At 38.7% G+C, this 22,295-nt stretch carries 23 protein-coding genes, 1 pseudogene and 1 riboswitch; of the genes and pseudogenes, 6 read left to right on the plus strand and 18 right to left on the minus strand.

Annotated features, from left to right (window positions below; genetic code table 11):
• Positions 1-30 precede the first annotated feature (30 nt).
• The 5 genes from BMX30_RS02020 to BMX30_RS02040 form a co-directional block, all read right to left on the minus strand.
• Positions 31-237 carry a hypothetical protein gene (locus tag BMX30_RS02020; protein WP_090740666.1) on the minus strand — a complete coding sequence of 69 codons (207 nt, stop codon included), beginning with the start codon at positions 235-237 and terminating at the stop codon, positions 31-33.
• A gap of 15 nt (positions 238-252) precedes the next feature.
• On the minus strand, positions 253-396 hold the full coding sequence (locus tag BMX30_RS23360; RefSeq protein ID WP_170843767.1) for a hypothetical protein: 144 nt from the start codon (positions 394-396) through the stop codon (positions 253-255).
• Between the two features lie 129 nt (positions 397-525).
• Entirely contained in the window at positions 526-1,083 is a 558-nt protein-coding gene (locus BMX30_RS02030) for a spore germination protein (RefSeq protein ID WP_170843768.1), read from the minus strand.
• A gap of 132 nt (positions 1,084-1,215) precedes the next feature.
• Positions 1,216-1,650, minus strand: a complete 435-nt coding sequence (locus BMX30_RS02035; RefSeq protein ID WP_090740672.1) for an HIT family protein — start codon at positions 1,648-1,650, stop codon at positions 1,216-1,218.
• A gap of 306 nt (positions 1,651-1,956) precedes the next feature.
• A complete protein-coding gene (locus BMX30_RS02040) occupies positions 1,957-2,355 on the minus strand; it encodes a GNAT family N-acetyltransferase (RefSeq protein ID WP_090740674.1) in 399 nt (132 codons plus the stop codon).
• A 251-nt stretch (positions 2,356-2,606) separates the two neighbouring features.
• Here BMX30_RS02040 and BMX30_RS02045 point away from each other — a divergent pair, with 251 nt between their 5' ends.
• The gene (locus tag BMX30_RS02045; protein WP_090740676.1) at positions 2,607-3,536 is read left to right on the plus strand and encodes an EamA family transporter; all 930 of its coding nucleotides are present in this window, start codon (positions 2,607-2,609) and stop codon (positions 3,534-3,536) included.
• Between the two features lie 58 nt (positions 3,537-3,594).
• Here the strand turns inward: BMX30_RS02045 and BMX30_RS02050 are convergent, their stop codons facing one another.
• Together BMX30_RS02050 and BMX30_RS02055 are read right to left on the minus strand one after the other, a co-directional pair.
• Positions 3,595-4,572: a glycerophosphodiester phosphodiesterase family protein gene (locus tag BMX30_RS02050; RefSeq protein WP_090740677.1), complete on the minus strand. Its 978-nt coding sequence runs from the start codon at positions 4,570-4,572 to the stop codon at positions 3,595-3,597.
• Between the two features lie 235 nt (positions 4,573-4,807).
• Positions 4,808-5,224: a hypothetical protein gene (locus BMX30_RS02055; protein ID WP_090740679.1), complete on the minus strand. Its 417-nt coding sequence runs from the start codon at positions 5,222-5,224 to the stop codon at positions 4,808-4,810.
• Between the two features lie 445 nt (positions 5,225-5,669).
• Positions 5,670-5,849: riboswitch (Lysine riboswitch) on the plus strand.
• A gap of 131 nt (positions 5,850-5,980) precedes the next feature.
• Here BMX30_RS02055 and dapA point away from each other — a divergent pair.
• Entirely contained in the window at positions 5,981-6,877 is an 897-nt protein-coding gene (gene dapA / locus BMX30_RS02060) for a 4-hydroxy-tetrahydrodipicolinate synthase (protein WP_090740893.1), read from the plus strand.
• A 177-nt stretch (positions 6,878-7,054) separates the two neighbouring features.
• Here the strand turns inward: dapA and BMX30_RS02065 are convergent, their stop codons facing one another.
• Both BMX30_RS02065 and BMX30_RS02070 read right to left on the minus strand, forming a co-directional pair.
• Positions 7,055-7,846, minus strand: a complete 792-nt coding sequence (locus tag BMX30_RS02065) for an aldo/keto reductase (protein WP_090740895.1) — start codon at positions 7,844-7,846, stop codon at positions 7,055-7,057.
• Between the two features lie 86 nt (positions 7,847-7,932).
• On the minus strand, positions 7,933-8,781 hold the full coding sequence (locus BMX30_RS02070) for an NAD-dependent epimerase/dehydratase family protein (RefSeq protein WP_090740681.1): 849 nt from the start codon (positions 8,779-8,781) through the stop codon (positions 7,933-7,935).
• A gap of 344 nt (positions 8,782-9,125) precedes the next feature.
• Between BMX30_RS02070 and BMX30_RS02075 the strand changes: the two genes are divergently transcribed.
• Positions 9,126-10,456, plus strand: a protein-coding gene (locus BMX30_RS02075; RefSeq protein ID WP_425283728.1) for an IS3 family transposase whose coding sequence is annotated in 2 segments (ribosomal slippage) — positions 9,126-9,507 and positions 9,507-10,456 — 1,332 coding nt in all. Because the reading frame shifts where the segments join, the coding sequence is not laid out codon by codon here.
• Positions 10,457-10,558: 102 nt separating this feature from the next.
• Here BMX30_RS02075 and BMX30_RS02080 read toward each other — a convergent pair.
• The 4 genes and pseudogenes from BMX30_RS02080 to BMX30_RS02095 form a co-directional block, all read right to left on the minus strand.
• A complete protein-coding gene (locus BMX30_RS02080; protein ID WP_090740682.1) occupies positions 10,559-11,770 on the minus strand; it encodes an MFS transporter in 1,212 nt (403 codons plus the stop codon).
• Positions 11,771-12,104: 334 nt separating this feature from the next.
• Positions 12,105-12,698: a DUF421 domain-containing protein gene (locus BMX30_RS02085; RefSeq protein WP_090740685.1), complete on the minus strand. Its 594-nt coding sequence runs from the start codon at positions 12,696-12,698 to the stop codon at positions 12,105-12,107.
• A gap of 300 nt (positions 12,699-12,998) precedes the next feature.
• Positions 12,999-13,436: pseudogene (gene mscL / locus BMX30_RS02090) on the minus strand (large conductance mechanosensitive channel protein MscL); the annotation flags it as partial.
• A 203-nt stretch (positions 13,437-13,639) separates the two neighbouring features.
• Positions 13,640-13,774: a DUF3934 domain-containing protein gene (locus tag BMX30_RS02095; RefSeq protein ID WP_090740687.1), complete on the minus strand. Its 135-nt coding sequence runs from the start codon at positions 13,772-13,774 to the stop codon at positions 13,640-13,642.
• Between the two features lie 361 nt (positions 13,775-14,135).
• On the opposite strand from BMX30_RS02095, the gene BMX30_RS02100 reads away from it, so the two are divergent.
• A complete protein-coding gene (locus BMX30_RS02100; protein WP_090740689.1) occupies positions 14,136-14,564 on the plus strand; it encodes a DUF2383 domain-containing protein in 429 nt (142 codons plus the stop codon).
• A gap of 222 nt (positions 14,565-14,786) precedes the next feature.
• On the opposite strand, the gene BMX30_RS02105 is transcribed toward BMX30_RS02100, so the two are convergent.
• On the minus strand, positions 14,787-15,782 hold the full coding sequence (locus BMX30_RS02105) for a hypothetical protein (RefSeq protein ID WP_090740691.1): 996 nt from the start codon (positions 15,780-15,782) through the stop codon (positions 14,787-14,789).
• A 434-nt stretch (positions 15,783-16,216) separates the two neighbouring features.
• On the opposite strand from BMX30_RS02105, the gene BMX30_RS02110 reads away from it, so the two are divergent.
• Positions 16,217-16,996: a Cof-type HAD-IIB family hydrolase gene (locus BMX30_RS02110; RefSeq protein WP_090740693.1), complete on the plus strand. Its 780-nt coding sequence runs from the start codon at positions 16,217-16,219 to the stop codon at positions 16,994-16,996.
• 79 nt (positions 16,997-17,075) lie between these two features.
• Here BMX30_RS02110 and BMX30_RS02115 read toward each other — a convergent pair whose 3' ends face one another.
• Together BMX30_RS02115 and BMX30_RS02120 are read right to left on the minus strand one after the other, a co-directional pair.
• Entirely contained in the window at positions 17,076-17,642 is a 567-nt protein-coding gene (locus tag BMX30_RS02115; RefSeq protein ID WP_090740695.1) for a hypothetical protein, read from the minus strand.
• An 8-nt stretch (positions 17,643-17,650) separates the two neighbouring features.
• Positions 17,651-18,688 (minus strand): DUF3231 family protein, encoded by a 1,038-nt coding sequence (locus BMX30_RS02120; protein WP_090740697.1) that lies wholly within the window; start codon positions 18,686-18,688, stop codon positions 17,651-17,653.
• 208 nt (positions 18,689-18,896) lie between these two features.
• Between BMX30_RS02120 and BMX30_RS02125 the strand changes: the two genes are divergently transcribed.
• Positions 18,897-20,342, plus strand: coding sequence for a Na+/H+ antiporter NhaC family protein (locus BMX30_RS02125; protein ID WP_425283729.1), 1,446 nt, complete (start codon positions 18,897-18,899; stop codon positions 20,340-20,342).
• A 57-nt stretch (positions 20,343-20,399) separates the two neighbouring features.
• Here BMX30_RS02125 and BMX30_RS02130 read toward each other — a convergent pair whose 3' ends face one another.
• Together BMX30_RS02130 and ystJ are read right to left on the minus strand one after the other, a co-directional pair.
• On the minus strand, positions 20,400-20,705 hold the full coding sequence (locus BMX30_RS02130; protein WP_090740701.1) for a hypothetical protein: 306 nt from the start codon (positions 20,703-20,705) through the stop codon (positions 20,400-20,402).
• A 149-nt stretch (positions 20,706-20,854) separates the two neighbouring features.
• Positions 20,855-22,069, minus strand: coding sequence for an NADP-dependent malic enzyme (ystJ, locus tag BMX30_RS02135; RefSeq protein ID WP_090740703.1), 1,215 nt, complete (start codon positions 22,067-22,069; stop codon positions 20,855-20,857).
• Positions 22,070-22,295: the final 226 nt, after the last annotated feature.

Raw genomic sequence — 22,295 nt, forward strand, 5'->3', positions numbered from 1 at the left:
CCAAACTTTTATGTTTGGGGATTTTTATTTTTAATGCAGATGTAGACCATGTAGTTGAATTCGGTTTTTAATTTGCTCCGGAGAGACCTGCTCTTCATTATAAACTATCCTTACTTCCCCATCATCACTATCAACCAACGCTCTTTCAATTCCATCCATGTCCACGAGAATCGATTCTAATGTTTGGATCGGTTGTTGATGGGTTGCTTCAGTAACATAGACCGTTAAATCTCTCAAATGACATCCTCCCTTTTATTCAGTCTGATGATCAGCTGGCTTGTCTTGCTTTTTTGCGGCTACAATTGCTTTGTACGCTCGTTCCGCTTGTTTGTTCGTCCGCGTATCCCAAATACTATAAGGCATAGATTTTGGTGATTTGGCTTCTTGATCAGGCATCCATTTCCACCTCCACTGGATTAGTTTTATTTTTAAAAGAAGAATTATGCCTCTTTTAAAAGATGTCTCCAATGAAAGCAAAAACGGGCTACCTAAACTTCCCATAATCCTTAACTTTGACAGTGGCATCTACGGAGATTTCAATCCGACTCCAAGTTTTACTACTTTCAAGTGAGAGCTTTTTACCCTCTTTCTAATTTGTGCAAGGTTAGTAATAGCAGATTCGACAAACGAATCATGCGGACCTGTGATGAATGTTTCAGTTTCAGATTGGTTTATTGATCGACTAGGTGGATTTGCAATTCCAATTAGATATATATCCTTTTTATAGAAAATTGCCAACATCCCGTCCAATAAACCTTTGACTACTTCCTTTGAAGAATCGCTTTTACTGAATTGACTTTGTTTAAATAATTGGGGCAGTTCTTCTTCTCTTACATTCGCAAGAGGGTCCAAAACCTCTCTCTTTAACTCCTCATTACCCACCAGGTGACTAAAGTATAGTAGGTCCACGTTTAGCTCTGGGTAAGATCGATGAGTTAAATCAGAACAGTTATCAAACTCAGATGTAATATGGTCCAAGGTTGGACGTTGATCATTACTCTCCTTAGCAGTAACATTCACTTTGGGATCCTTCACTGCTTGTTTCTTTATTAACCGTTTATATAGTTTACTCATCAACGCCATGTTATCTCTCACCCTTGCATATAGGCTAAATACATAAATCCCCATTATCTTTAGCAATTTTTGTTATTATATGTAGAAAAAGTAAGGTGCCAGGCACCATCCAGTTTCTGGATGGTGCCTGGCACCTGTTAATTATTTACTTTCGATGATGATCTCCCTAACGGCGTTGCTTAGTTTTATTCTCGTGTCACTCAATTTCGTCTCTTCTTCCACATAGCGGTCATCTTCTGAATAGAAAGTAGCGAATGATTGGTCCTTGTATCTAGGGACCACATGCATATGATAATGAGTTAACTCATTAAAAATTCCACCGTTTTGGCAAATTGTGATTCCATCAGGTTTAAACAATCTTTTTATTGCTTTTGATAACAGCATAGAAGCTTTCATAATCGACATTGCTGTAGTTTTATCGAGCTCATCCGCGTCGTAAATATGGTTTTTAGGTAAAATTAACACATGACCTTCATTAAATGGATCATGGTCCAAAAAACAACATACGAATTCATCCTCAAACACAACATGAACGGGCTCGAGGCTATTTGCTAATTGACAGCCTATACACTTCATTTTTTCACAACCTCTACTTGTCGTTAATATGCGTTTGCACTAATCGTGACTGGTTCGGCTAGTCTAGTAGCACGTGACCAGTGGCAATTTCCGCCCCTCATTCTCTGTCTCGCTTGTAGCAGGAAAGAGGGCTTGTAATAATTTAGACACCATTTTTTCAATAACTTCAGATAATCAATCCATAACTTCCAATAATCGATGCATAACTATAAATAATCGAATGATATCTTCCAAGAATGAATGCATAAGCTCCTCGCCGATGTCTAAATCGCCCAAATCTTAAATAAAACCCCAACTGAATACACTTTAGCCTTTCCGGTGCAATACAAATTGAGATTTACTAGATTTAAAGTTATTTTTCTCATAAAAAGGAATCAACTTTTCCTCACAAAACAAACTTATTACATCAATATGGCTAAGTTCATCTAATAACTTCGATACAAGTTTAGTTCCAATCCCTGTCTTCTGAAAATCACTATGTATGACAACATCTTCAACATACGCTCTAAATTGGCCATCTGTTACAGCTCTAGCAAAGCCAATCAGCGTCTGATGGTTCCAGGCCCCCACCGAAATCTCCTTCTTTAACATTTTATCAATGTCTGGTTCGGTTCTCTCCTCCCACCAACCAGCGTCTTTATAAAGCCTTATCACATCCGTAGCTTTTATTTCTCTTTCTGAGGAACTTAAAAATTCTAGTTTCATCGGCTTAACCTCCGTGGATTTCTCTATTTTAGTCCTATCCAAAATAACACTAATCCTATTAGGCCTGTCCCGAATGGGTAAATGAAAGGAAAGATCAAACTTGGGTACACTTTCGCAATGTTAGAATAGTAAAATCTTCGTTTTCACTTTCTTCCCCTTTCAAAAGCCCCTTAAGCAACATTAGTCTATTATTTATCTGACTTTTCAATTATTATAACACTAGAAATATCTTTTAAGGTGGAGACTGAATAATGAGTGGACCCAATAGAAGTACAGGATTCTTTTTAGTGATAACAGGAGCAACCTTGTGGGGTGTGGGTGGCACCGTTGCCCAAAAACTCTTTCAAAATGACTCAATAGATGTAAACTGGTTAGTGTCTACTCGATTGGTACTTGCGGGGTTATTGCTTTTAGTTGTTCAATTTTTTATAAAAGATCGCTCGCAAATTCTTGGCGTTTGGAAAAACCGAAGAGCAGCCATTCAACTCATTATCTTCGGCCTGTTTGGGATGCTAGCCGTACAATACACGTATATGGCTTCAATTAAACATGGAAATGCAGCAGTTGCAACGCTCCTTCAATACTTGGCGCCAGTGATAATCATCATTTACCTTGTTTTACGGCGACAAACGTCTTTAACACGACGAGATCTAATTACCGTTACCCTTGCTTTAATTGGCTGCTTTTTCTTATTAACAAACGGCTCTTTCTCGAAACTTTCCGTACCAACAGCTGCAATTGTTTGGGGTGTCTTATCAGGAGTGTCATTGGCTTTTTACACTTTATATGCAGTCCCGTTGCTAAAGCAATACGATTCGCTTGTCATCGTTGGTTGGGCCATGTTCATTGGAGGGATTGCCTTAAGCTTTATCCACCCACCATGGCAAGTGACCATTACAAACTTATCAATGGAGACCATTATTTATTTGATTTTTGTTATCTTTTTCGGTACCATGATTGCCTTTTGGTTTTATATCGAAAGCTTACAAAGTCTCTTACCGAAAGAAACAAGCCTGCTCGGAAGCTTAGAGCCGTTGGCGGCTGTTTTAACGACAGTCATTTGGTTAAAAGAACCCTTTGGCGTATTTCAATGGCTGGGAACAGCTTGTATCATCGGGATGATTTTTTTACTAGCGTTCAAAGAGAAAGGTTCACCAAAACCGAATCAAGAAGTTGCTTAAAACATGGTTCTTTACATATAAAATGGCATTCCCACTTTGCTCGTGGGAACGCCATTTTTTATTCATTTATAATTGGAGCAATGGTATCAATCCTGTTCGTCCAGATTCCACCGCTGAAATCATCTGGGAGGCGCTCTAAGTCTTGTTCGGTATCAAAGCCTTCCGACCACCCGCCATCCCCGGCGACAATGATTACTCGTGTATCAACAGCATCCATCCGATTTAGAAACTTATTAGACCACCCCCACATGAACGGAGCGTAATTCTCAGGAAGATGGATTTGGGTATTCTGACAAGAGGCTGGCACATAACCCGACCAACCGATTGCAAGGTATGGAAGCAGGCAGCTTTTCAGAGTGGCCTTTGACATCACACGAATCTCTGGGAGTTGTTCTTTTAGCGTTCGAATAGGTTCGTCTCCACCGTAAACAGTTAGTTTTTTCAGTCGTTCTTCGGGCAGTTGGGAGAGATGATCAGCCAATTGTGCTCCTTCTGCAGGGTGATTACTTTTTATATGAATTAGGAACGACTCTTCAGGGAAATAATTTAACACTTCATCTAACGTCGGCATTAAGCCAACTCCCTGTCCCCTAAAAGGAAACGTTCTCCCGTTATCTGCTGTATAGCCATAACCGACGTCTAATGTTTTCAACTCTGCCATCGTCTGTTCGCGGGTAACACCTTCCCCATCTGTTCTGCATTCTAAAGTCCAATCATGGAAAACCGCAAAATGGCCATCCACTGTTGGCTGAATATCGAACTCTACTATGTCAGCACCAGCCTTGAAGGCGGCTTCCATTGAAGGAATCGTATTTTCTATGTAGGGATGCTCAGGTTCAAAAATTCTCTCAGCCGTACATGTATCATTTTCAATCTCTTCCATTGAAAAGGTTTGTGCCATTCCTCGATGGGCTAGCAACACAGGACTAGTTTCTCTGTCCTTCGTGAAAAGGAAGCTATTGTTAAAATAGATGAATGCCCCAAATAGGATGAACAAAATCAACAGCCTTTTAGTCGTTTGCCTTAATTTCTTCATAATACCCCCGTTGAAAGATGTTATCGTATCTTTCAATAGTTTAGCATTCTTTCATTTTTTTTGATTAGACATGTTTCAAAAAAAAATGAAAAAACAGCAATTCAGCTGTTTTTTCATTTTCCTTGGGTGAATGATGGCTTTCCTTTGATAGAAGTACAATTATGGCGAAGGACAAAATGGAATGAATTGAAGATTCCTAATGGTTACCGTTTTAAAATTCTTAGTGGGCAAATAGTTATTCGTCATTCCTCTCCTCTAAAATATCCTGAATGACTTCAATATGGATGGCAGCCCATGCTTTTTCATGGAAATGGAGAACCACACTTACAGTGATTGTGATAATATAAAGCACACCAAAGATGATCCAAAGAATACTGCCGTTTCGGGTTAAAATGTCTTGGATTTTATTAGAGAAGAGAAATAAGAACCACGGGATGGAAGATACAAGAATCGGAATGATTCCTGAACCATTTTTTTCTTTAATGATTCGGTAAAAAATTAACTTTAATGTAGTACTATCAATGGAACGGTATAAGTTTCTTATTTCTTCAATCTCGGCCAGTTCTGCCATGTAATCCATACTTCGCTTTTCGACAGGTGTTTTTTTTAGCTTTAGGTAAACTTTATGTGCATCCCCACGGAATGTAAACATATTTTCATCCCCTCTATAAGGAACCTGATAGCAAGGTTCAGTATGCTAATTTCGTGGTTTTCATTACGAAGTCTGAAAATCCGTTCTCACTATTGAGTAACTAAAACCCATCTTACTTAAATATACTTAACAAAGGCCCACCTATTTATGTAGCATAAAGGAAAGGATTTTTTATAAAAAAGGGGTATTTTCGTGAAACGTCTCTAAAATCCTAAAGCCGATTTTAACGTAAGGTAAGATAAGCCAATTTTAACCGTTTTAGTTTGTGTGAAAGCTCCTTTGAGGGAAATTAACGTGCTGAAAATCAAACCACACAACATGACCAATCAATCCTCATAAGACAATCCCCAAAAATTAGAAAAATTTGCGAAAATCCCTTGCCATCTGTCAGAATTCCTGTTATATTACAGAGACAAATACATATTTTCTTATTTCAAACATTTGAAGTGAGGATAGAGGTGCAAAAACCATTAGTAAGCAATGTGGAGGGTAATGAGGTCCGTTGACCATTGCAGAAAGGGGGATTTGCCGAAGCTTCAAGAAGCTCATATTCTTGAAGTTGGTTCTGTCATTGAATAAATGCAGGACTGTCATATAGGAGACTATATGGAGGGCTATCTTACGCAAAGAAGCGGTGATATCAAACATTGTTTCTACTGCAACAACGAGCCCTCGTTGTTGCTTTTTTGCGGTTAACAATAATAGTTCCTTCTCCACGAAAGTAAAATTTATTTGAAAAGGATGAGGAGAAACATGATAAATTTTGGCCAAGTACTTACAGCGATGGTAACCCCATTTGATCAGAATGGTGAGATTGATTTTGATGCAACAAAAAACTTAGTGAACTATCTTATCCAGAACGGGACGGACGGACTTGTAGTTTCTGGAACAACAGGTGAATCCCCTACCCTTACGACCGAAGAGAAAGTTGATTTATTTAGATTCGTTGTTGAGGCTGTTGACGGAAGAATTCCTGTTATTGCGGGAACTGGCTCCAATAACACAAGGGCGTCAATCACCCTTACTAAAAAGGCGGAAGAGGCTGGCGTAGACGGTATTATGCTGGTTGCTCCATACTATAACAAGCCGTCTCAAGAAGGCTTATATCAGCACTTTAAAGCAATCGCTGAAGCAACAAAACTACCGGTTATGCTCTACAATATTCCTGGAAGAAGTGTTGTAAATATATCTGTGGATACGGTTGTTCAGCTATCTCAAATTGAAAACATTGCATGCATTAAAGAAGCAAGCGGCGATCTAGATGCGATTGCTGAAATCATCAGCAGAACGAGTAGTGACTTCTTGGTATACAGCGGCGATGATAGCTTAACATTGCCTATCTTATCGATTGGTGGCACTGGAGTCGTTTCCGTTGCTTCTCATATTATTGGCAACGAAATGCAAGAGATGATTACCAATTTTAAAAACGGAAGAATTCAATCGGCTGCTTTTACACACCGAAATCTTCTTCCGACCATTAAGGCATTGTTTATCGCACCGAGCCCATCTCCAGTAAAAGCGGCCTTGAATATGAACGGTGTACCTGTTGGCGATGTTCGCTTACCTATGATCCCATTAAACGAAGAACAACAAAGGTTCTTACAAGCCTTTGTCGCACCAGTTACAAGTCAAGAAGGAATGTTTACTTCATAATGTCAAAAGGCCCACTGTACAGGTTATCATCGTTAACCTGTAGAGCGGGCTTTTTTTGTAGGTATTTTGAGCCAATTCTCTAGTCCCTCCTCCAGATACTTTTATTCGGTTCGAACATTCATTTAACCTAAAAAATCGCTAGGAAAAGTCCTAGCGATTTTCATTTGGCTGTGCACCTTATATTTTGTCAAATTCGTCTGGATCCGCAAACTGACGTTGGTCCAAATTGAGGGTGTTGATTTTATCCATATCCTCTTGTGTAAGTTCAAAATCAAAGACGTCTGCATTTTCAGCAATTCTGTGAGCTTTTGTTGATTTTGGAATTGTCACTACACCCGTTTGGATATCCCAGCGGATTATAACTTGCGCTGTTGATTTATTGTATTTGTCTGCAATTTCAACCAAAGTGGGTTCTTCAAGCAGCCCACCTTGCATCAGTGGGGACCATGCTTCAAGCTGGATGCCGTGTTTTTTACAAAACTCATGCAATTCCTGTTGATTGAAACGTGGATGATATTCTACCTGATTGACCATCGGGATAATTTCACAGTTGGCGATGATCTCTTCGAGGTGATGAACCTTAAAATTACTTACCCCAATGGCACGAACACGTCCATCTTTATAAAGCTTTTCAAGCGCTTTCCATGTTTCAACATATTTCCCCTGAGAAGGAAGCGGCCAGTGGATTAAATACAAATCTAAATAATCTAAACCAAGTTTCTCCATACTAACTTCAAAAGCTTCAAGGGTTGCTTCATAGCCCTGATCTGCGTTCCAAACTTTTGTGGTAATAAATAGGTCTTCTCTAGGGACATTTGATTCAGCAATCGCTTTACCGACGCCTTCTTCGTTTCGATAAATAGCAGCCGTATCAATGCTCCTATACCCTACCTCAAGAGCCGTTTTCACTGAATTCACCACTTCTTCTCCGTCTTTGACGAGAAAGACACCCAAACCTAGCCACGGCATTTTTATACCGTTATGTAATGTAGTTGTGCTTTGTAACGTATTCACCTGTTTTCCACTCCTTTTTTTAAAATTTTGGAAGTTTAGAATTATAGTTTTACATAATTTCTCCACTTATGAATAGGCTTCCAATTTAATAGTTTCTTAGCCTTTTCATTGTTAAGCAACGGCTCAAAGCCTGTTAAGTCTCTTCGAAAATCTTTTACATCAGGGAAGCAGGTTTCCATTAATTGTTTGCTTTCTATATCCATACTAGTTTCATCCGCCCCAATATTAAGAGCAACGGAACCAAGGCCATCTGTCTCAACAGCTAAACGATAAGCAGAGGCCGCATCACGTGTATCAATATAACTCCACAAGATAGGTTTACGCTCTTCAGGATTATGGATGAAACCAGGGAAATTCTTATACATTTCTGGAGAAATGACATTTCCCAACCGGAATGAAACGACCTGCATACCTGTTCTACGGTGGATCATATCAGCTGTATTCTCATTTACAATCTTCGATAAACCATAGCTTTCTTCCGGCAATTGCGGGTGGTCCTCATCGATTGGTACATATTGCGGTTTTAAATTTTGCTTTGAAAAACAAATCCCGTAGGAGGATTCACTTGAAGAGATGACCGCTTTTTTAATTCCTAAGTTTCCTGCTGCTTCTAAAATATTATAGGTAGACATTACATTATTTTGAAAGGTAACTTCGTTAGGATGCGAGTAGGCAACTGGTATTGCTGCAAGATGGACAACTGCATCAGCACCTGCCAACACTCCATATACCTCTCCAAGATTTGTTAAGTCTGTAATGACCGTTTTGCAAAGTTCTACTTTTGGATACTTAATATCTGCATTAAGGACTTCATAACCATGTTCTAAAAATTCTTCTATGACCGCTGAACCAAGTAGGCCACTTCCGCCTGTAACAACTACCTTTTTCATCTTCAACTCTCCATTCTCTAACGAATTTGACAAGACACTTTACGATTTCAGTAAAAACCCTTTTGCCTTATACTTTGTTTGTTCATTAGCTAAACTAAGTATATGTAAAAAATAGCGGATTATCAAGTAATCCAATTTATCTTCTAACTAGAAGAATGGGAATACGTGTTTATCCTAATCTTTAAAACCTTTTACTAACATTGTTTGATAGAAATATAGAAGCCACCAATGATTAATAAAATGTACCCTATAGAGTAGACACGTAAAAAAAGTCTACCTATGGGGTACTTTTTTGTATAATTAAGAAACACAACAAGAGAATGACAAAAGGGACTGGGGAACTTATGAGTAAGAAGACTTTTACAGAGAAAGAGATAAAACAACTAGCAGCTAATAAATACGTTAAATCTGTTAGTTCTAAAGGTATAACTTATACTGATGAATTTAAGGAAATATTTATTGCGGAAAAAGAGAAAGGCAAATTTGCCAGAGTAATATTTGGAGAATGTGGGCTTGATACAGATGTTTTAGGGACACAAAGAATTAAGTCAGCTAGTAAGAGATGGCAAAAAGCTTACACTGTTAATGGGATCGATGGTTTGCGTGATACTAGACTAGGAAATTCAGGGCGGCCCCGGGAAAAGGAGCTTACATTAGAGGAGAAAAATGCCCGCTTAGAGGCTCAAATCAACTTACTTAAGGCAGAAAACGAACTCCTAAAAAAGATTCGTTTCGCGGAAAGGGGGTTGAAGAAGTAGTCCTCCCTCCTAGCCAAAAGTTTATTCTTATTCGTTCAGTGATTGAGAAATATCAGTTGAAAAATATGGTGAGCTATTTATGTACAATAGCGGGTGTTTCCAGAAGTGGTTATTATAATTATTTCTCAGAGGAGTCACAGGAACAAAGAAAGCTAAATGAGGAAAAGGATCAGATAGTGAAAGAGATAATCCTAAAAGCCTTCCATTTCAAAAATCGGAAGAAAGGGGCACGTCAAATCAAAATGACTTTGGCGGGTCAATTTAATGTTGTCTACAATTTGAAGCGTATAAGTCGAATTATGAAGAAGTACGATATTATCTGTCCCATTAGAAAACCAAATCCTTATAGACGAATGATGAAAGCTACCCATGAACATAAGGTTGTACCAAACCTATTAAACCGACAATTTAAGCAAAACATTCCGGGAAAGGTGCTTCTAACGGATATCACCTACCTATTCTATGAGAATGGTCAGAAGGCTTATTTATCAGCGATTAAAGATGGTTCGACAGGTCAGATTCTGGCTTATCATGTATCAAATCGAATGACCATAGACTTAGCAACAGACACACTTAAAAAATTAAAGAAAAATAGAAACTTTAAGAAAGTTAAAGATGCATTAATTCACTCGGATCAGGGAGTACACTATACCCATCCGGAATTCCAAAAGGCAGTAAAGAAATTAGGTTTACATCAATCTATGTCAAGAAGAGGTAACTGTTGGGATAACGCCCCTCAAGAATCTTTCTTTGGGCATCTAAAGGACGAGACCTCTATTAAAGCATGCAAAACTCTAGATGAATTAAAACGCGAAATTAAGCAATATATGACCTATTATAATCACCATAGATATCAATGGAATTTAAATAAGATGACCCCTGTTCAGTACAGAGATCATCTTCTTAAAACTGCCTAGGCTTTTTTTAAATGTCCTTGACATAGGGTACAGTTCATAAAGTCATTGGTGGCTTCTATATTTGATTTTTTTCTCTAGAATGGACTTTTTTACGAACGAAATTTATTTCGCTGATAACTCCTGCCCAAGCTGAGGTACCTGTGCTGAATTTTTCATTTTAACCGTTAACAGAAAACCAATCGCTAAACAAATGGAGCAAAAGAAGAACGCCGTTTTAAATCCTCCTCCCCCATCAATCATCCACCCTGCAATGGTTGGACCAATCAGCTGTCCGGCTGCGAAATAAAAAGTTACATACCCAAATGCCACGGGCATATCACTTGGTTTCACATAGTCCATGCTCGACGCCTGTATTAAAGTGAATAAACCAGTGATTGTACAACTCATTAAAATAATATGGACAGAAAAACCAAGGATCGTCGGGAAAAGTACAGGAATGAGCATAGCAAGAGTAGTAATACTTGTAGTTGCCATTAGTGAAAATCTCCTGCCTAGTCTGTCGGAAATGCCTCCCCAGATAAAGCCACTAAAAATGGATAAAATTCCGTTGACCGCCATTAATTGACCGGCAACTGTACTATTCACCCCTGATTCAATCATAAAGCTCATCACAAAAATGACTTGGACAATATAGGTAACTCCGACGATTCCATAGATCAACCCGACTCTAATCACATTCGGATTCGTATAAATTTCTTTGAGAGAAGTGTTTTGCTTGCTTTTGACCCCGTTCGACTCCATTGGTGGATTATGAATAAACAAAGATGACAAAATCACAACCAATAATCCAATGACCGCGTATATCCCCCAGACCATTCTCCACCCTATGTCTGGGAACACACTAGTTAAATAAGGGACAAACATTCCTGCAAACAGAATCCCAATTCCCGCTCCACTTGTTGCCAGGCCAATCATTAGGCCTTTTTTCAGAGGAAACCGTGCAACTAGTAATGAAATAAATGGAGTGTATGTAAAAGCTGTTCCCACTCCGAGAAGGAGCATAAATAGAAACGTCATCCAGTAAAAAGGTGAAAACGCTAAACCTGTAAACCCTAAGGTAACAACAGAAATTCCTAATATGACGGTTCTCCTGCCACCCCACTTTGTTGCCAACACACCTGCGAACACCACCGTTGCTAAATACCCCAAAGAAGTCGTTGTCCCAAGATAGCCTGCTTCCTTATAGCTGATCTGCAAGCCATCCTTCATAAAAGGGAGAATCACCCCATAAGAAAGTCTCGCAAAGGCCAACACAACTGTGGTTGTTAACATGCCAACTAAAGCGTAAATCCATGGACTATTCTTTGTTTTCACCCATCCCACCTCATTATATGTATTGCTTTATTAAGCGTTTACATTTTCTTCAAATGATACCACTTATTTTCTATATATTCAAATAATTCTAACTAAAATAAAAGTGTCAGTTAAGTTTAATAACTAACACTTTTTTAAATAACGATTCTTAAAAGGCTATTTCTCAAACATTGTTCCTTTTTTGTTAATGATCGGTCCACTATCGAAAATAGCTTTCTAACCTGAAAATGCTTGCGAACCTCCTATAACGTACTAAATAACTTAACTTCCGTTAATCAGCTTAAGTTTTTAACAACAATATCTACGAAAACACCCTTCTTATTAATAGAAACCCTTAATGAAGTTGATCTCGATTGGGAGGGGTGGTTGGTTGTAGAATCTCCTCAAACAAATCGGTGTTACTATTATTCGTTTCCTCCTTAGCAGGGAAAGTATGACCTAATTGCTTCATCAGTTTTTTAAACTCCCCTACCGTTAATGGTTGGGCATCAGGCACCAACTCGAAACCAACTTGTCCATTCGGCTCGACGGTTGCCGTCTTTACGTCGGAAATCTGCTTAACCCCCTGTTGCCGTAATTGCATTTCAAGCTTATCTACCGTTAAACGCAGTTTCTTTAAGGTATTCGTTTGTAGTTGGCCATTTTGAATGACCACTTTTGACTTACCCGTGATCAGCTTTTCCAATCCATTGAATTTCATTGTTAAAAATTCCACTACCATCAGAAAGAGAATAAAGATTGCTGTTGCTCCAATTGTGTTTATGATTCCATGATTGATGACGGGTTGAATAATAATGGAACCAACTGAAATTAAAACGACTGTAGTTGCAATCGTCATTTGGGCTACGGATTTCCTACCGACGAATCGAAGAAATAGAAACCCAAGAGTAACCATCAGCATTGCTTTCCAAATGATATGTAAATCCATAAACGTCTCCTTTCATTAGATAAAGTTTCTACCTAAACTATCTCCTATTTTCAATTCATCTTTAAGGTTCCATTAATTTGGAGAAACATACGATAAAAAGTCCCGCTCAGTGGCCATAAATCCAATGATCACTGAGCGGGACTTCTCTAATACATACTGAATCCTCACACTCTGACACTAGCTAGACTTCAGATTAATTTTAACTCGACGATGTTCTGTGTTTGTAATGGGTGGTGTTTTTTCATGTTCATCTCCTACCTTTTTATGCCCCTCTTGCTCGTCCAATTTTTCTTCATCATTTAGGATTGTTGTGCATTGTGGACATCGGACGGCTCTTGTTGGAATACTTCTGAAACAATATGGGCATTCCTTCGTGGTAAGAGATTCTGCCGGAGCTCTTCTAATACGATTAATTTGTACAATCGTAAAGTAGGTAGCAAGTGCAACGATCGCAAAATGAATGATGGAGTCGATGAATACACCATAATTGATCGTTACCGCACCTGCTTCCTTTGCTTCAACTAACGAGCGATAATGCCCACCGGATAAATTAATGTACAAATTTGAAAAATTCACCTTACCAAGCACAAGCCCAATTGGGGGCATAATAATATCTGAAACAAGGGAATCTACTATCTTAACAAATGCTGTCCCCACTACGACCCCAATCCCCATATCGACAACACTTCCCCGGACTGCAAACTCTTTAAAGTCTTTCAAAAATTTATGAATAGTCATCGTCACCTCACTAACAAATCTACCGTATAGTCTATTACAATGCTTTAGTAAAATATGATTAGGAATGACGATTTTCACGTCGAAAATGCTTTCTTCTTCAATAGTCATTCTAGTCTAGATGACCTGTAGCGGTACTTCCTCTCCTAGTTATGACAGCCAAAACAGAAAAAACACTAGCGCTTTAATCGCACTAGTGTTTCATTCTAATCGGACTTTTTAACGCCTTTACTCGTATAAGGCTTGGCACTCTTCGCTTTGTTTGCACTTTTTTGCCAACGTTTCCAGCCCTTCTTATCTGTTCCTCTTCCAGTTCCACCTTTTGCACTGGTTTTAGCCATTAAATCAACTCCATTTTCTCCATAAAGAAAAGTATTTTCTATTGGTTAGTTTTATCCACTTCATTAGTAAAAATCAAAAAAGATTGAGTTACATTCTATCGTGTAAAAAAACAACCACAAAATGGTTGTCTGGAAACACCCTCTCTCACAGTGATTCCCAGTCCACTATTTATTTAAAGTGTCATTTATGTATACTTTTTCATCGTCACTAAATAAGCTGAATTAGCATACCACCTTTCCATCTAACAATCAACAGAAGTTTTTTACTACATTACAGATTAATTTGTCTGTTTCCCAACCATTCTAATAGTGCAAGGTAACATTCATCGTTAAAGCAGAATAATTGGGAAGGATGATTTTTTTGAACAATGAGATCATTATTGAAGAGTTAAATACCTTATTGAGAGGCACTTATATGGGCATCCGCTCGATGGAGCACTATATTCAAAAGCTAGAGGATGGCCACCTCAAGCAACATTTTCAGTCAATGCAAAGGGATACAAAGGGAAATGCGCAAAAGATAGCAGAACGGATACAGAATCTAGGGGGAGTTCCAGCCGACGATGAAGGTGTATCAGGCTCAATGCACAGCTTTATGCACAAAGTCATGCTCCCTGATGATTCAGAAAAGATCATTGAGGACGCTTTAAAAGGAATACATAAATATGGCCTCGAATATTCAGAAGAACTTGTAAGGGGGGACCTTGACTCAGCTAGTCGCCAAATGGTAGAAGAAGTGTTTGATACGAATCGTAGACATGTTGAACAGCTCACAAAACTACTTCATTAAAATGGATGAAGACGATGAGTAAAGAAGTCGATCTCTTCGTAATGGACTAAGCATGACTGGAATCGACATTTATTAGGCAAAAGGCGGTGTTACCGTAAAAGTTGTTCCACTTCCCTGTTGACTGTTTCTTTTGTTGAAACATATTTCCTCATATTAACGACAATTCCACAACAAACAAACAAACCACTTCATGTCCAAAATTTTACATGAAGTGGTTTGTTTTTAGGCAAATCGATAATAAATTAATACAAACGTTGCAAGGACGAAAATGAAATTAAGGAAGACAAAAATAAATTGGTCGGTCTTCGTTTTATGCATTTTTATTGGTGGATTGTAAAAGGAGACACCCTCAATAATAAAGATGATTAAAACAACATGAACCATAAAATGTCCAATCACTTCTGTCATCCCAAAGAGCATCGTAGTCATAACAAAAATTACAGTCACAACAATCCCCAAAACTCTGTTAAGAATTCCAACAACAAGAAGGTAACCGACGATAAATTCAATATAGGCAGCCATCACAATAAATATGGCAGGTGCAAAACCAAAGGTTGGGACTTGGTGGTTGACTACGATATCCAAGGCCATGCTTGGATAGACCCACTTCTCCACCGCCACCCAACATAAAGATAAACCCGTGCCTAGGTATAAGAATGGAAAACCGACATTTTCCAATTTTGTTTTCTCTACTAACAGCACACCGATGATCGCAATATAGAAACCGTAATCAAGCATATAAAAGATGCCATGATCAAACGTTACGTATACAAATAGACATAGTAGTAAGACTGCACCAAACTTTGTCGCTAAATGATGCGGGATGAGCAGTAAGCCAATGGCAATCCAAGCTAAAACTATCGCTAGCGTATGAGTAATCGGTAATTCCGGAGCGAATATCGTTCCATTTACCACTTGAATGAAAAGCGCAATTGCCGTTCCGTATTTTAGGAGGAATTTGGAGTACTTTCTAAAACCTGATAGTTGAGTATCCCATTTTTGGATTTGCTTCCACTTAGCCATCTTTGGGATCAACAAAGTAAGAATGCCCAATACCACTGCAGCTATTAAAGCTAGGGACATAAATAAAGGAGATAAAATATTTTCAATCGACTCTTTTACAGGAGTGACTTCCGTGAACCACTTCACATGTGCATTAGTGAAAATAGGAGTCATCATCACCCCTAATAAAATACCTAACGGAAGTAATTTCTTCAATGTATTTCCCTCCACTTCAAGTTAACACCATCAACGTAGTGTTAATATACAATAAAATAATGTCAAAAAGACAGTTTGAATGTGAACATTATGTGAAAACCTTCACTAATTGCGAGCATACTTCAAGAAAGGATGCAGACAATAGGAAGATATCACATAAAAATTAGTGTTCCCGTCGCTAGTCTGGTTACTCATTATAAAGGTTGGAATCAGACGAGAATGGGAAAATAGCGCACGAAAACGAGTAAAGAGGATACTTCTATTTGCCCGAAACGGTTTGGAATTAAAATGGGTAAATATATTTACCTTACAAGAGTCAGAAGAATAAGAAAGTGTCTTTTCTTGTTTTTACCCCTAGATAAAATGATAAAATAACGACATCACCTTAGATGGTGTTTTTCCATTAGACTCTACATAGAAAGTTGGAATACAAAATGACTGAGCGAAGCATTATCTTTTTTGATATCGACGGAACACTCCTTAACCACGAGAAAAAATTACCTCCTTCTACAAAAGAGGCGATTTTTAAACTAAAGGAACTTGGACATGAAGTCGCAATTGCAACAGGTCGGGCTCCTTTTATGTATCAGGAATTACGAAAAGAATTAGCGATTGACACGTTTGTTAGTTATAACGGCCAGTATGTTGTCGTGAACGGAGAAGTTTTGTATACCAACCCTTTAAAGACTTCATCCCTAGAAAAGTTAACAGAATTTGCTCTTCACAATGAGCACCCTGTTGTTTATATGGATCACGAGGATATGAAAGCAAATGTACCAGAACATCATTATATAAATGAAAGTATTGGTACATTAAAAATCAATCAAATTCCTACGCATGACCCCCATTATTACAAAGAACGCGCATTGTACCAATCTTTGCTATTTTGTCGTGTAGGAGAAGAAAAGCAATACGAGCAACAATTCGACGACTTCGATTTCATCCGCTGGCATCCCTTTTCAGTCGATATCCTCCCAAAGGGCGGGTCAAAGGCAAAAGGCATTGAAGCGATTGTTGAAAAACTAGGGTTTTCAAAGAAAAATCAGTATGCCTTTGGTGATGGATTGAATGATATTGAGATGCTTTCGAGTGTCACAAACAGTGTTGCCATGGGAAATGGAGAAGAAGAAGTTAAGCGTGCGGCGAAATATGTAACGAAGTCCGTTGAAGACGATGGGATTCTACATGGGCTACAAATGGTTGGACTTTTATAGTATAAAGAACAAGGACCTATTGAATGAAGGTCCTTGTTTTTGTATCTACGTTGAACTACTGTTGCCTCATTTTATTTAATTAAAAAGAGTGATTACTCTTAATTTTTAATATCAGCCTTGTGAACCAATAAGCTGTATATGCCAATGCCAAGTCTATGAGAAATATATATAATTTATTCATGCCTTTTCTAAACTCTAACAGACCTGCCATCTCTTCAACAGTTGTAAATCCAAATGCAAATACTACACTTAGAATCAAAGTATATAGATAAAAGTTTTTATTGTTTTTAGTACAATATTGGTACACTAGTAAAAATCCAACAGGAAGGGCCGACGCTGTCATATTTAAGGCAAAGGGATAGACAGGTGTTAAAAAATAGGTGTGAACAAAGTACGCATACCTTTCAAGTGCAAGGTCGACATAAGTCCACAAAATATGTACGGTGTAACCGAAGAAAAACAACTCAAACATTCGACTCCGATCTACAGTAAAGAGAAGCAAAATTAATGGAGCCACTAATAAAAAAACAACTATCCAAAATTGCCATGTCCCTATATGGGAGTGCTGATTCCAGTAAGACGTGATCAATGAATTTAACTCTTCACTCTGTTGATAAATATTATTCCAATATTCTCGATAATCCATCGAGCCTATCACTCCTTAAAGGTTTGCGGATTCGTGTTACTACCCAGCCATTTGGTTAATTCATCGCGATCGGCTGTCTGTGGAGGTCGTTCCATCCATTTATGTTTGATGTTTATATTCGCCCCGTCCTCTGCATACAGCCCAACTTCAGCGATTAACCCGCCATACATGGTCGTCAAATCTCGTCTTGGAGATAAGGACATTGCAACACCATAGTTTCCCATTCCTGTACCACTTAATAGTCCTATATGGTACATCATCAATTTGTCTGAAAATGGGGATTCAGTCGAAGTGGTCACCCCCTGATTCGAAGACATCGGTACAGGAAGGGACTCTGATTTTAGGTATTTACTAAAGATTTCGATGTGTTTCTTCGACATTCCGACTCCTCTAAGCAAATATTCCTTCACATCTTTCTTCTTAGCAACTTGTGCAAAGCCTAAGGTTAAAGCTTCACCTAGGTTATTTGTTTGGATATTAGCATATAAATGCGTGATTTCGATTCCAGAAAGAGGTCGTTGTTCGCCGAACCACCCAGCTAAAAACTTTTGTTTCTCCACGAATTCTACAGTTGTAGGGTATGGGATTTCTGGAGATCTAACCTCTAAACCTTTAGATAATAGCAGCTGGGTAGTTTCATTATAAAGCTCCATTGTTGAGGATAAACATGACATAAAATACTCGCGAATATCATTTCGAAATACATTCGGTAGAATAGCTCCATACGTAGCTAATCCACCCTTAGTCATATTTTTAACATAATATAGGTAAAATGGGTCCTCAAATAAACGGGATGCCTTTTCGTTCACATCCGCATCTGTAAATCCTAGAGGTTCGGCAATCCCCTCTTCTTGAAAGATGTCTTGAATTGTTTGAACATGCTGTTTAGATAAATCCATCGCATGTTCAAGAATGAGTTTGATTTCAGCATCATCTACATGAGATAAAAAATGTTTGAAGATACAAACCGACATACTATCCCCAATATAATTTGTCCAAAGGTTTGCCACCTCAGAGGAAGTCAATTTGATGTTATGCTTCTCCATAAAGAAATACCTCCATTATCCATTGGAGGTATTTTTTCCACTTCCTTAAGTGTTTATCCATTTAATATCCATTAGGTTACTTAGGTTTTAAAAAAGGTTCATTCAAATAAACACAAATGGCTGATTTCTAATTCTAATAGCAATCCTTCTTCGTGGTCATACTAAATGGATTGAAACGGGAATAGTATAGTTCGGTACGGATGAACCGATGGATCGATTGGAGGAAGAGATTTTGGAGCATACTTGGCTATCTCTCGTGCCATTCTTGATCGTTATTGCAATGGCGATTTGGTTGAGAAATATTTTACCAGGCCTTGTTGTGGGACTTCTTGTTGGGTCGATGATTGTGACAGCCAATATCATTGATGGCAGCTATCAATCTGTCGCATATATTGTCACGACGTTATCCGATGAAACCAATATTAAAATTATTGCGTTTCTGTATTTATTCGGTGGCCTCGTTGGAATGATGAATATTTCTGGGGGGATTAAAGGATTTTCCGAGTGGGTTGGAACGAAGATTAAGACGGAGCGCGGGCTGCTCGGGGTGATTTGGCTAACACTCCCTTTCACGTTCATGATGCCAATGTTTCGTATTATGATGGTGGGCCCAATCATAAAATCGCTAGTTAATAAAATGAAATTATCGAAACAGAAGGTCGGGTTAACATTAGATATCTCGACTGAGTCCATTATTGTCCTTTTACCAGTAGCAACGGCATTTGTCGGCTTTATGGTTTCGCTCGTGGAAGGTGGACTGACCGAGTTAAATCTTGATATGTCTCCCTACAACGTCTTTCTTCTAAGTATTTTATTTAATTTTTATGCGATTGTGATGCTAGTGATTGGAATCATCCAAACCGTATGGCCCTCATCAAAGAAGACAAATCAGCTAAGAGAGCAGGAATTAACCGATAATCAAGTCCATGAATTTCACCGAACGGGAATTAAGAAAGAGTTGTCACTAGTAAAAGCACAGCCATGGAATTTGATTGTCCCTGTGTTTTTACTGTTAGGATTATCATTATTTCTACTATGGAAAGACGGGATGGATCGAGGAGCACAAACAGTTTTTGAGGCGTTTTCAATTGCGGATGCCACGTTTGTGATGCTTTTAGCTGTGTTTATCACTCTAATCATATCGTTTGTATTTTACATCATCAGACGACAGTCATTAGAGGAGCTCTTGTATCATTTTTATGATGGCGGAAATCAGATGATGGAGGCCATCAGTTTACTCGTCTTAATTTGGGCACTTACGTTATCAGCTGATGACCTCGGCTTTTCTGCTTTCATTAGTTCGACGCTAGGAACCTTTTTGCCAGCGTATATGACGCCTGCGACCATCTTTGTTCTTGGTTCAATTGTTGGCTATTTTATTGGATCATCTTGGGGCACTTGGGGATTATTTATGCCTCTAGGAATGACCTTAGCGGTCGCGACTGGAGCCTCGATTCCACTAACCGTTGGCGCGGTGTTTGCAAGTGGAGCATTCGGAGCATTAACTTCTCCACTAGGCGATACCACGATTACGACCGCATCGATTCTCGATTTGCATATTGTCGATTACGCACGCTATAAATTGAAGATTTCCGCGATTGGTGCCGCTATCGCCGTGCTTTTCTATCTCGGTGTAGCGTTTATTCTTACATGAAACTAGACATCAAAAGGCGCTTTCCATCTGGGGAAAGCGCCTGATTTTGGAATCCTATTAAACCGCTTGTTTAGCGATTTGAATGGTTTTAAATATTTCAGGATAATCGTTATAAATGATCGTCCGTATATCCCGTGCATTTTTACATTCAGTCCGATACGTTTTTACCCTTTGCAACGTCGACTGAGTGTTCCCCTTCAAGATTGTAAGGGTTCTTTCCACGAACCTTTTCTTTTCCACTAGAAAATCGTGCTCGTTATTCGTGAATTCCGTCATTTCTGTTTCCTCATAAATCACATGATAGCTTTCTATAAGCTCACAGCGAAGCATTTCTTTCGAGACAAGCACTTCAAAGATTTTCATATAAATCATTCTCCTTTGTATTTAAAAATTTTAAAAAAATCCAAGTACAATGGAATGATGAAAGAATGCTTCGTTATTTATAGGGCCATTGCATTTTCCAACACCTGGAGAAACACTTTGAAATAACCATTCGTGGTGAAAGGGGCCCTCTATGGCTGGACGTTTACTACCTCGCTAGGAAAAATCTCTTTACGGGCAACGCCTGTTTCCTGAGCTGCTCTCGCAACAGCTTCTCTTACGGCAGGAACAACACGGCTATCTAGTGGACCAGGGATGACATAGTCAGCAGACAGCTCTTCCTCATCAATTAAACTAGCAATCGCTTTTACCGCGGCTGCTTTCATCTCGTCATTGATGTCTGTAGCTGATACATCTAATGCGCCTCTGAAAATTCCCGGGAACGCTAGTACATTGTTTACCTGGTTAGGTAAATCTGAGCGACCTGTACCGATGACTCTTGCACCAGCAGCCTTGGCGTCCTCTGGCATAATCTCTGGTATTGGATTGGCCATCGCAAAGATGATGGAATCACGATTCATCGTTTTGACCATATCCTTCGTCAGTGCACCTGCAGCGGAAACACCTATAAACACATCGGCACCGACAATGACATCTGCTAGCTGTCCGGTAGACTTCGAACGGTTTGTCATCTTGGATACGGATTCCTTAACAGGGTTCATCCCTACTGGTCTGCCCTCATAGATAGCACCCTTTGTATCGCACATGATAATATCCTTTACACCCATATTCAATAAAAGTTTAATGATGGCGATCCCCGCAGCACCCGCACCATTAATGACCACTTTAATTTCATCAAGTTGTTTATCAACCAGCTTTAAGGCATTGATTAATCCAGCAGCGGTGACAATTGCCGTCCCATGTTGATCATCATGGAAAACAGGGATGTTCATTTCTTTCTTTAAGCGCTCTTCAATATAGAAGCAATTTGGTGCGGCGATATCCTCTAAATTTACACCACCAAAAGTCGGCTGCAGTAATTTTACCGTTTTGATAATCTCCTCAGGGTCTTTCGTATCAAGGCAGATTGGCATCGCATCCACTCCAGCAAATGCCTTAAAAAGTGCTGCCTTTCCTTCCATAACCGGCATCGAAGCTTCAGGACCTATATCACCCAATCCCAATACAGAGGTACCGTCGGTGACAATCGCAATCAAGTTGCCTTTAATGGTATAATCATAGACTTTCTCAGGATGTTGATGGATTTGCGAACAAGGCTCTGCCACTCCTGGTGAATACGCTAAACTTAAATCTTTCATACTATTTAATGGCATTTTTACATCAATCGATAACTTCCCTTTATACTTCTCATGTAGCAATAGGGATTCTTTTTGTAGATCTGTCATTCTTACCATCTCCTTTATATTGGTTCTAAGAATGGAATGAGCAACCATTTCATTCATTTTTAGCAATAAAATTAATAATTTTAAAAATTTTCTGTAATTTAATTCCGCAGCAATTCATCTAAAGTGAGTTTATTATATAATATTGGACGATTATAAATAAAATACATATTATCTATATCCTTTATTCCTTTTGGTTATAAAGGTGAAGATGTGCTTTTCTTGCTAC

Source organism: Mesobacillus persicus (assembly GCF_900109925.1).
Classification (GTDB): domain Bacteria; phylum Bacillota; class Bacilli; order Bacillales; family Cytobacillaceae; genus Mesobacillus_B; species Mesobacillus_B persicus.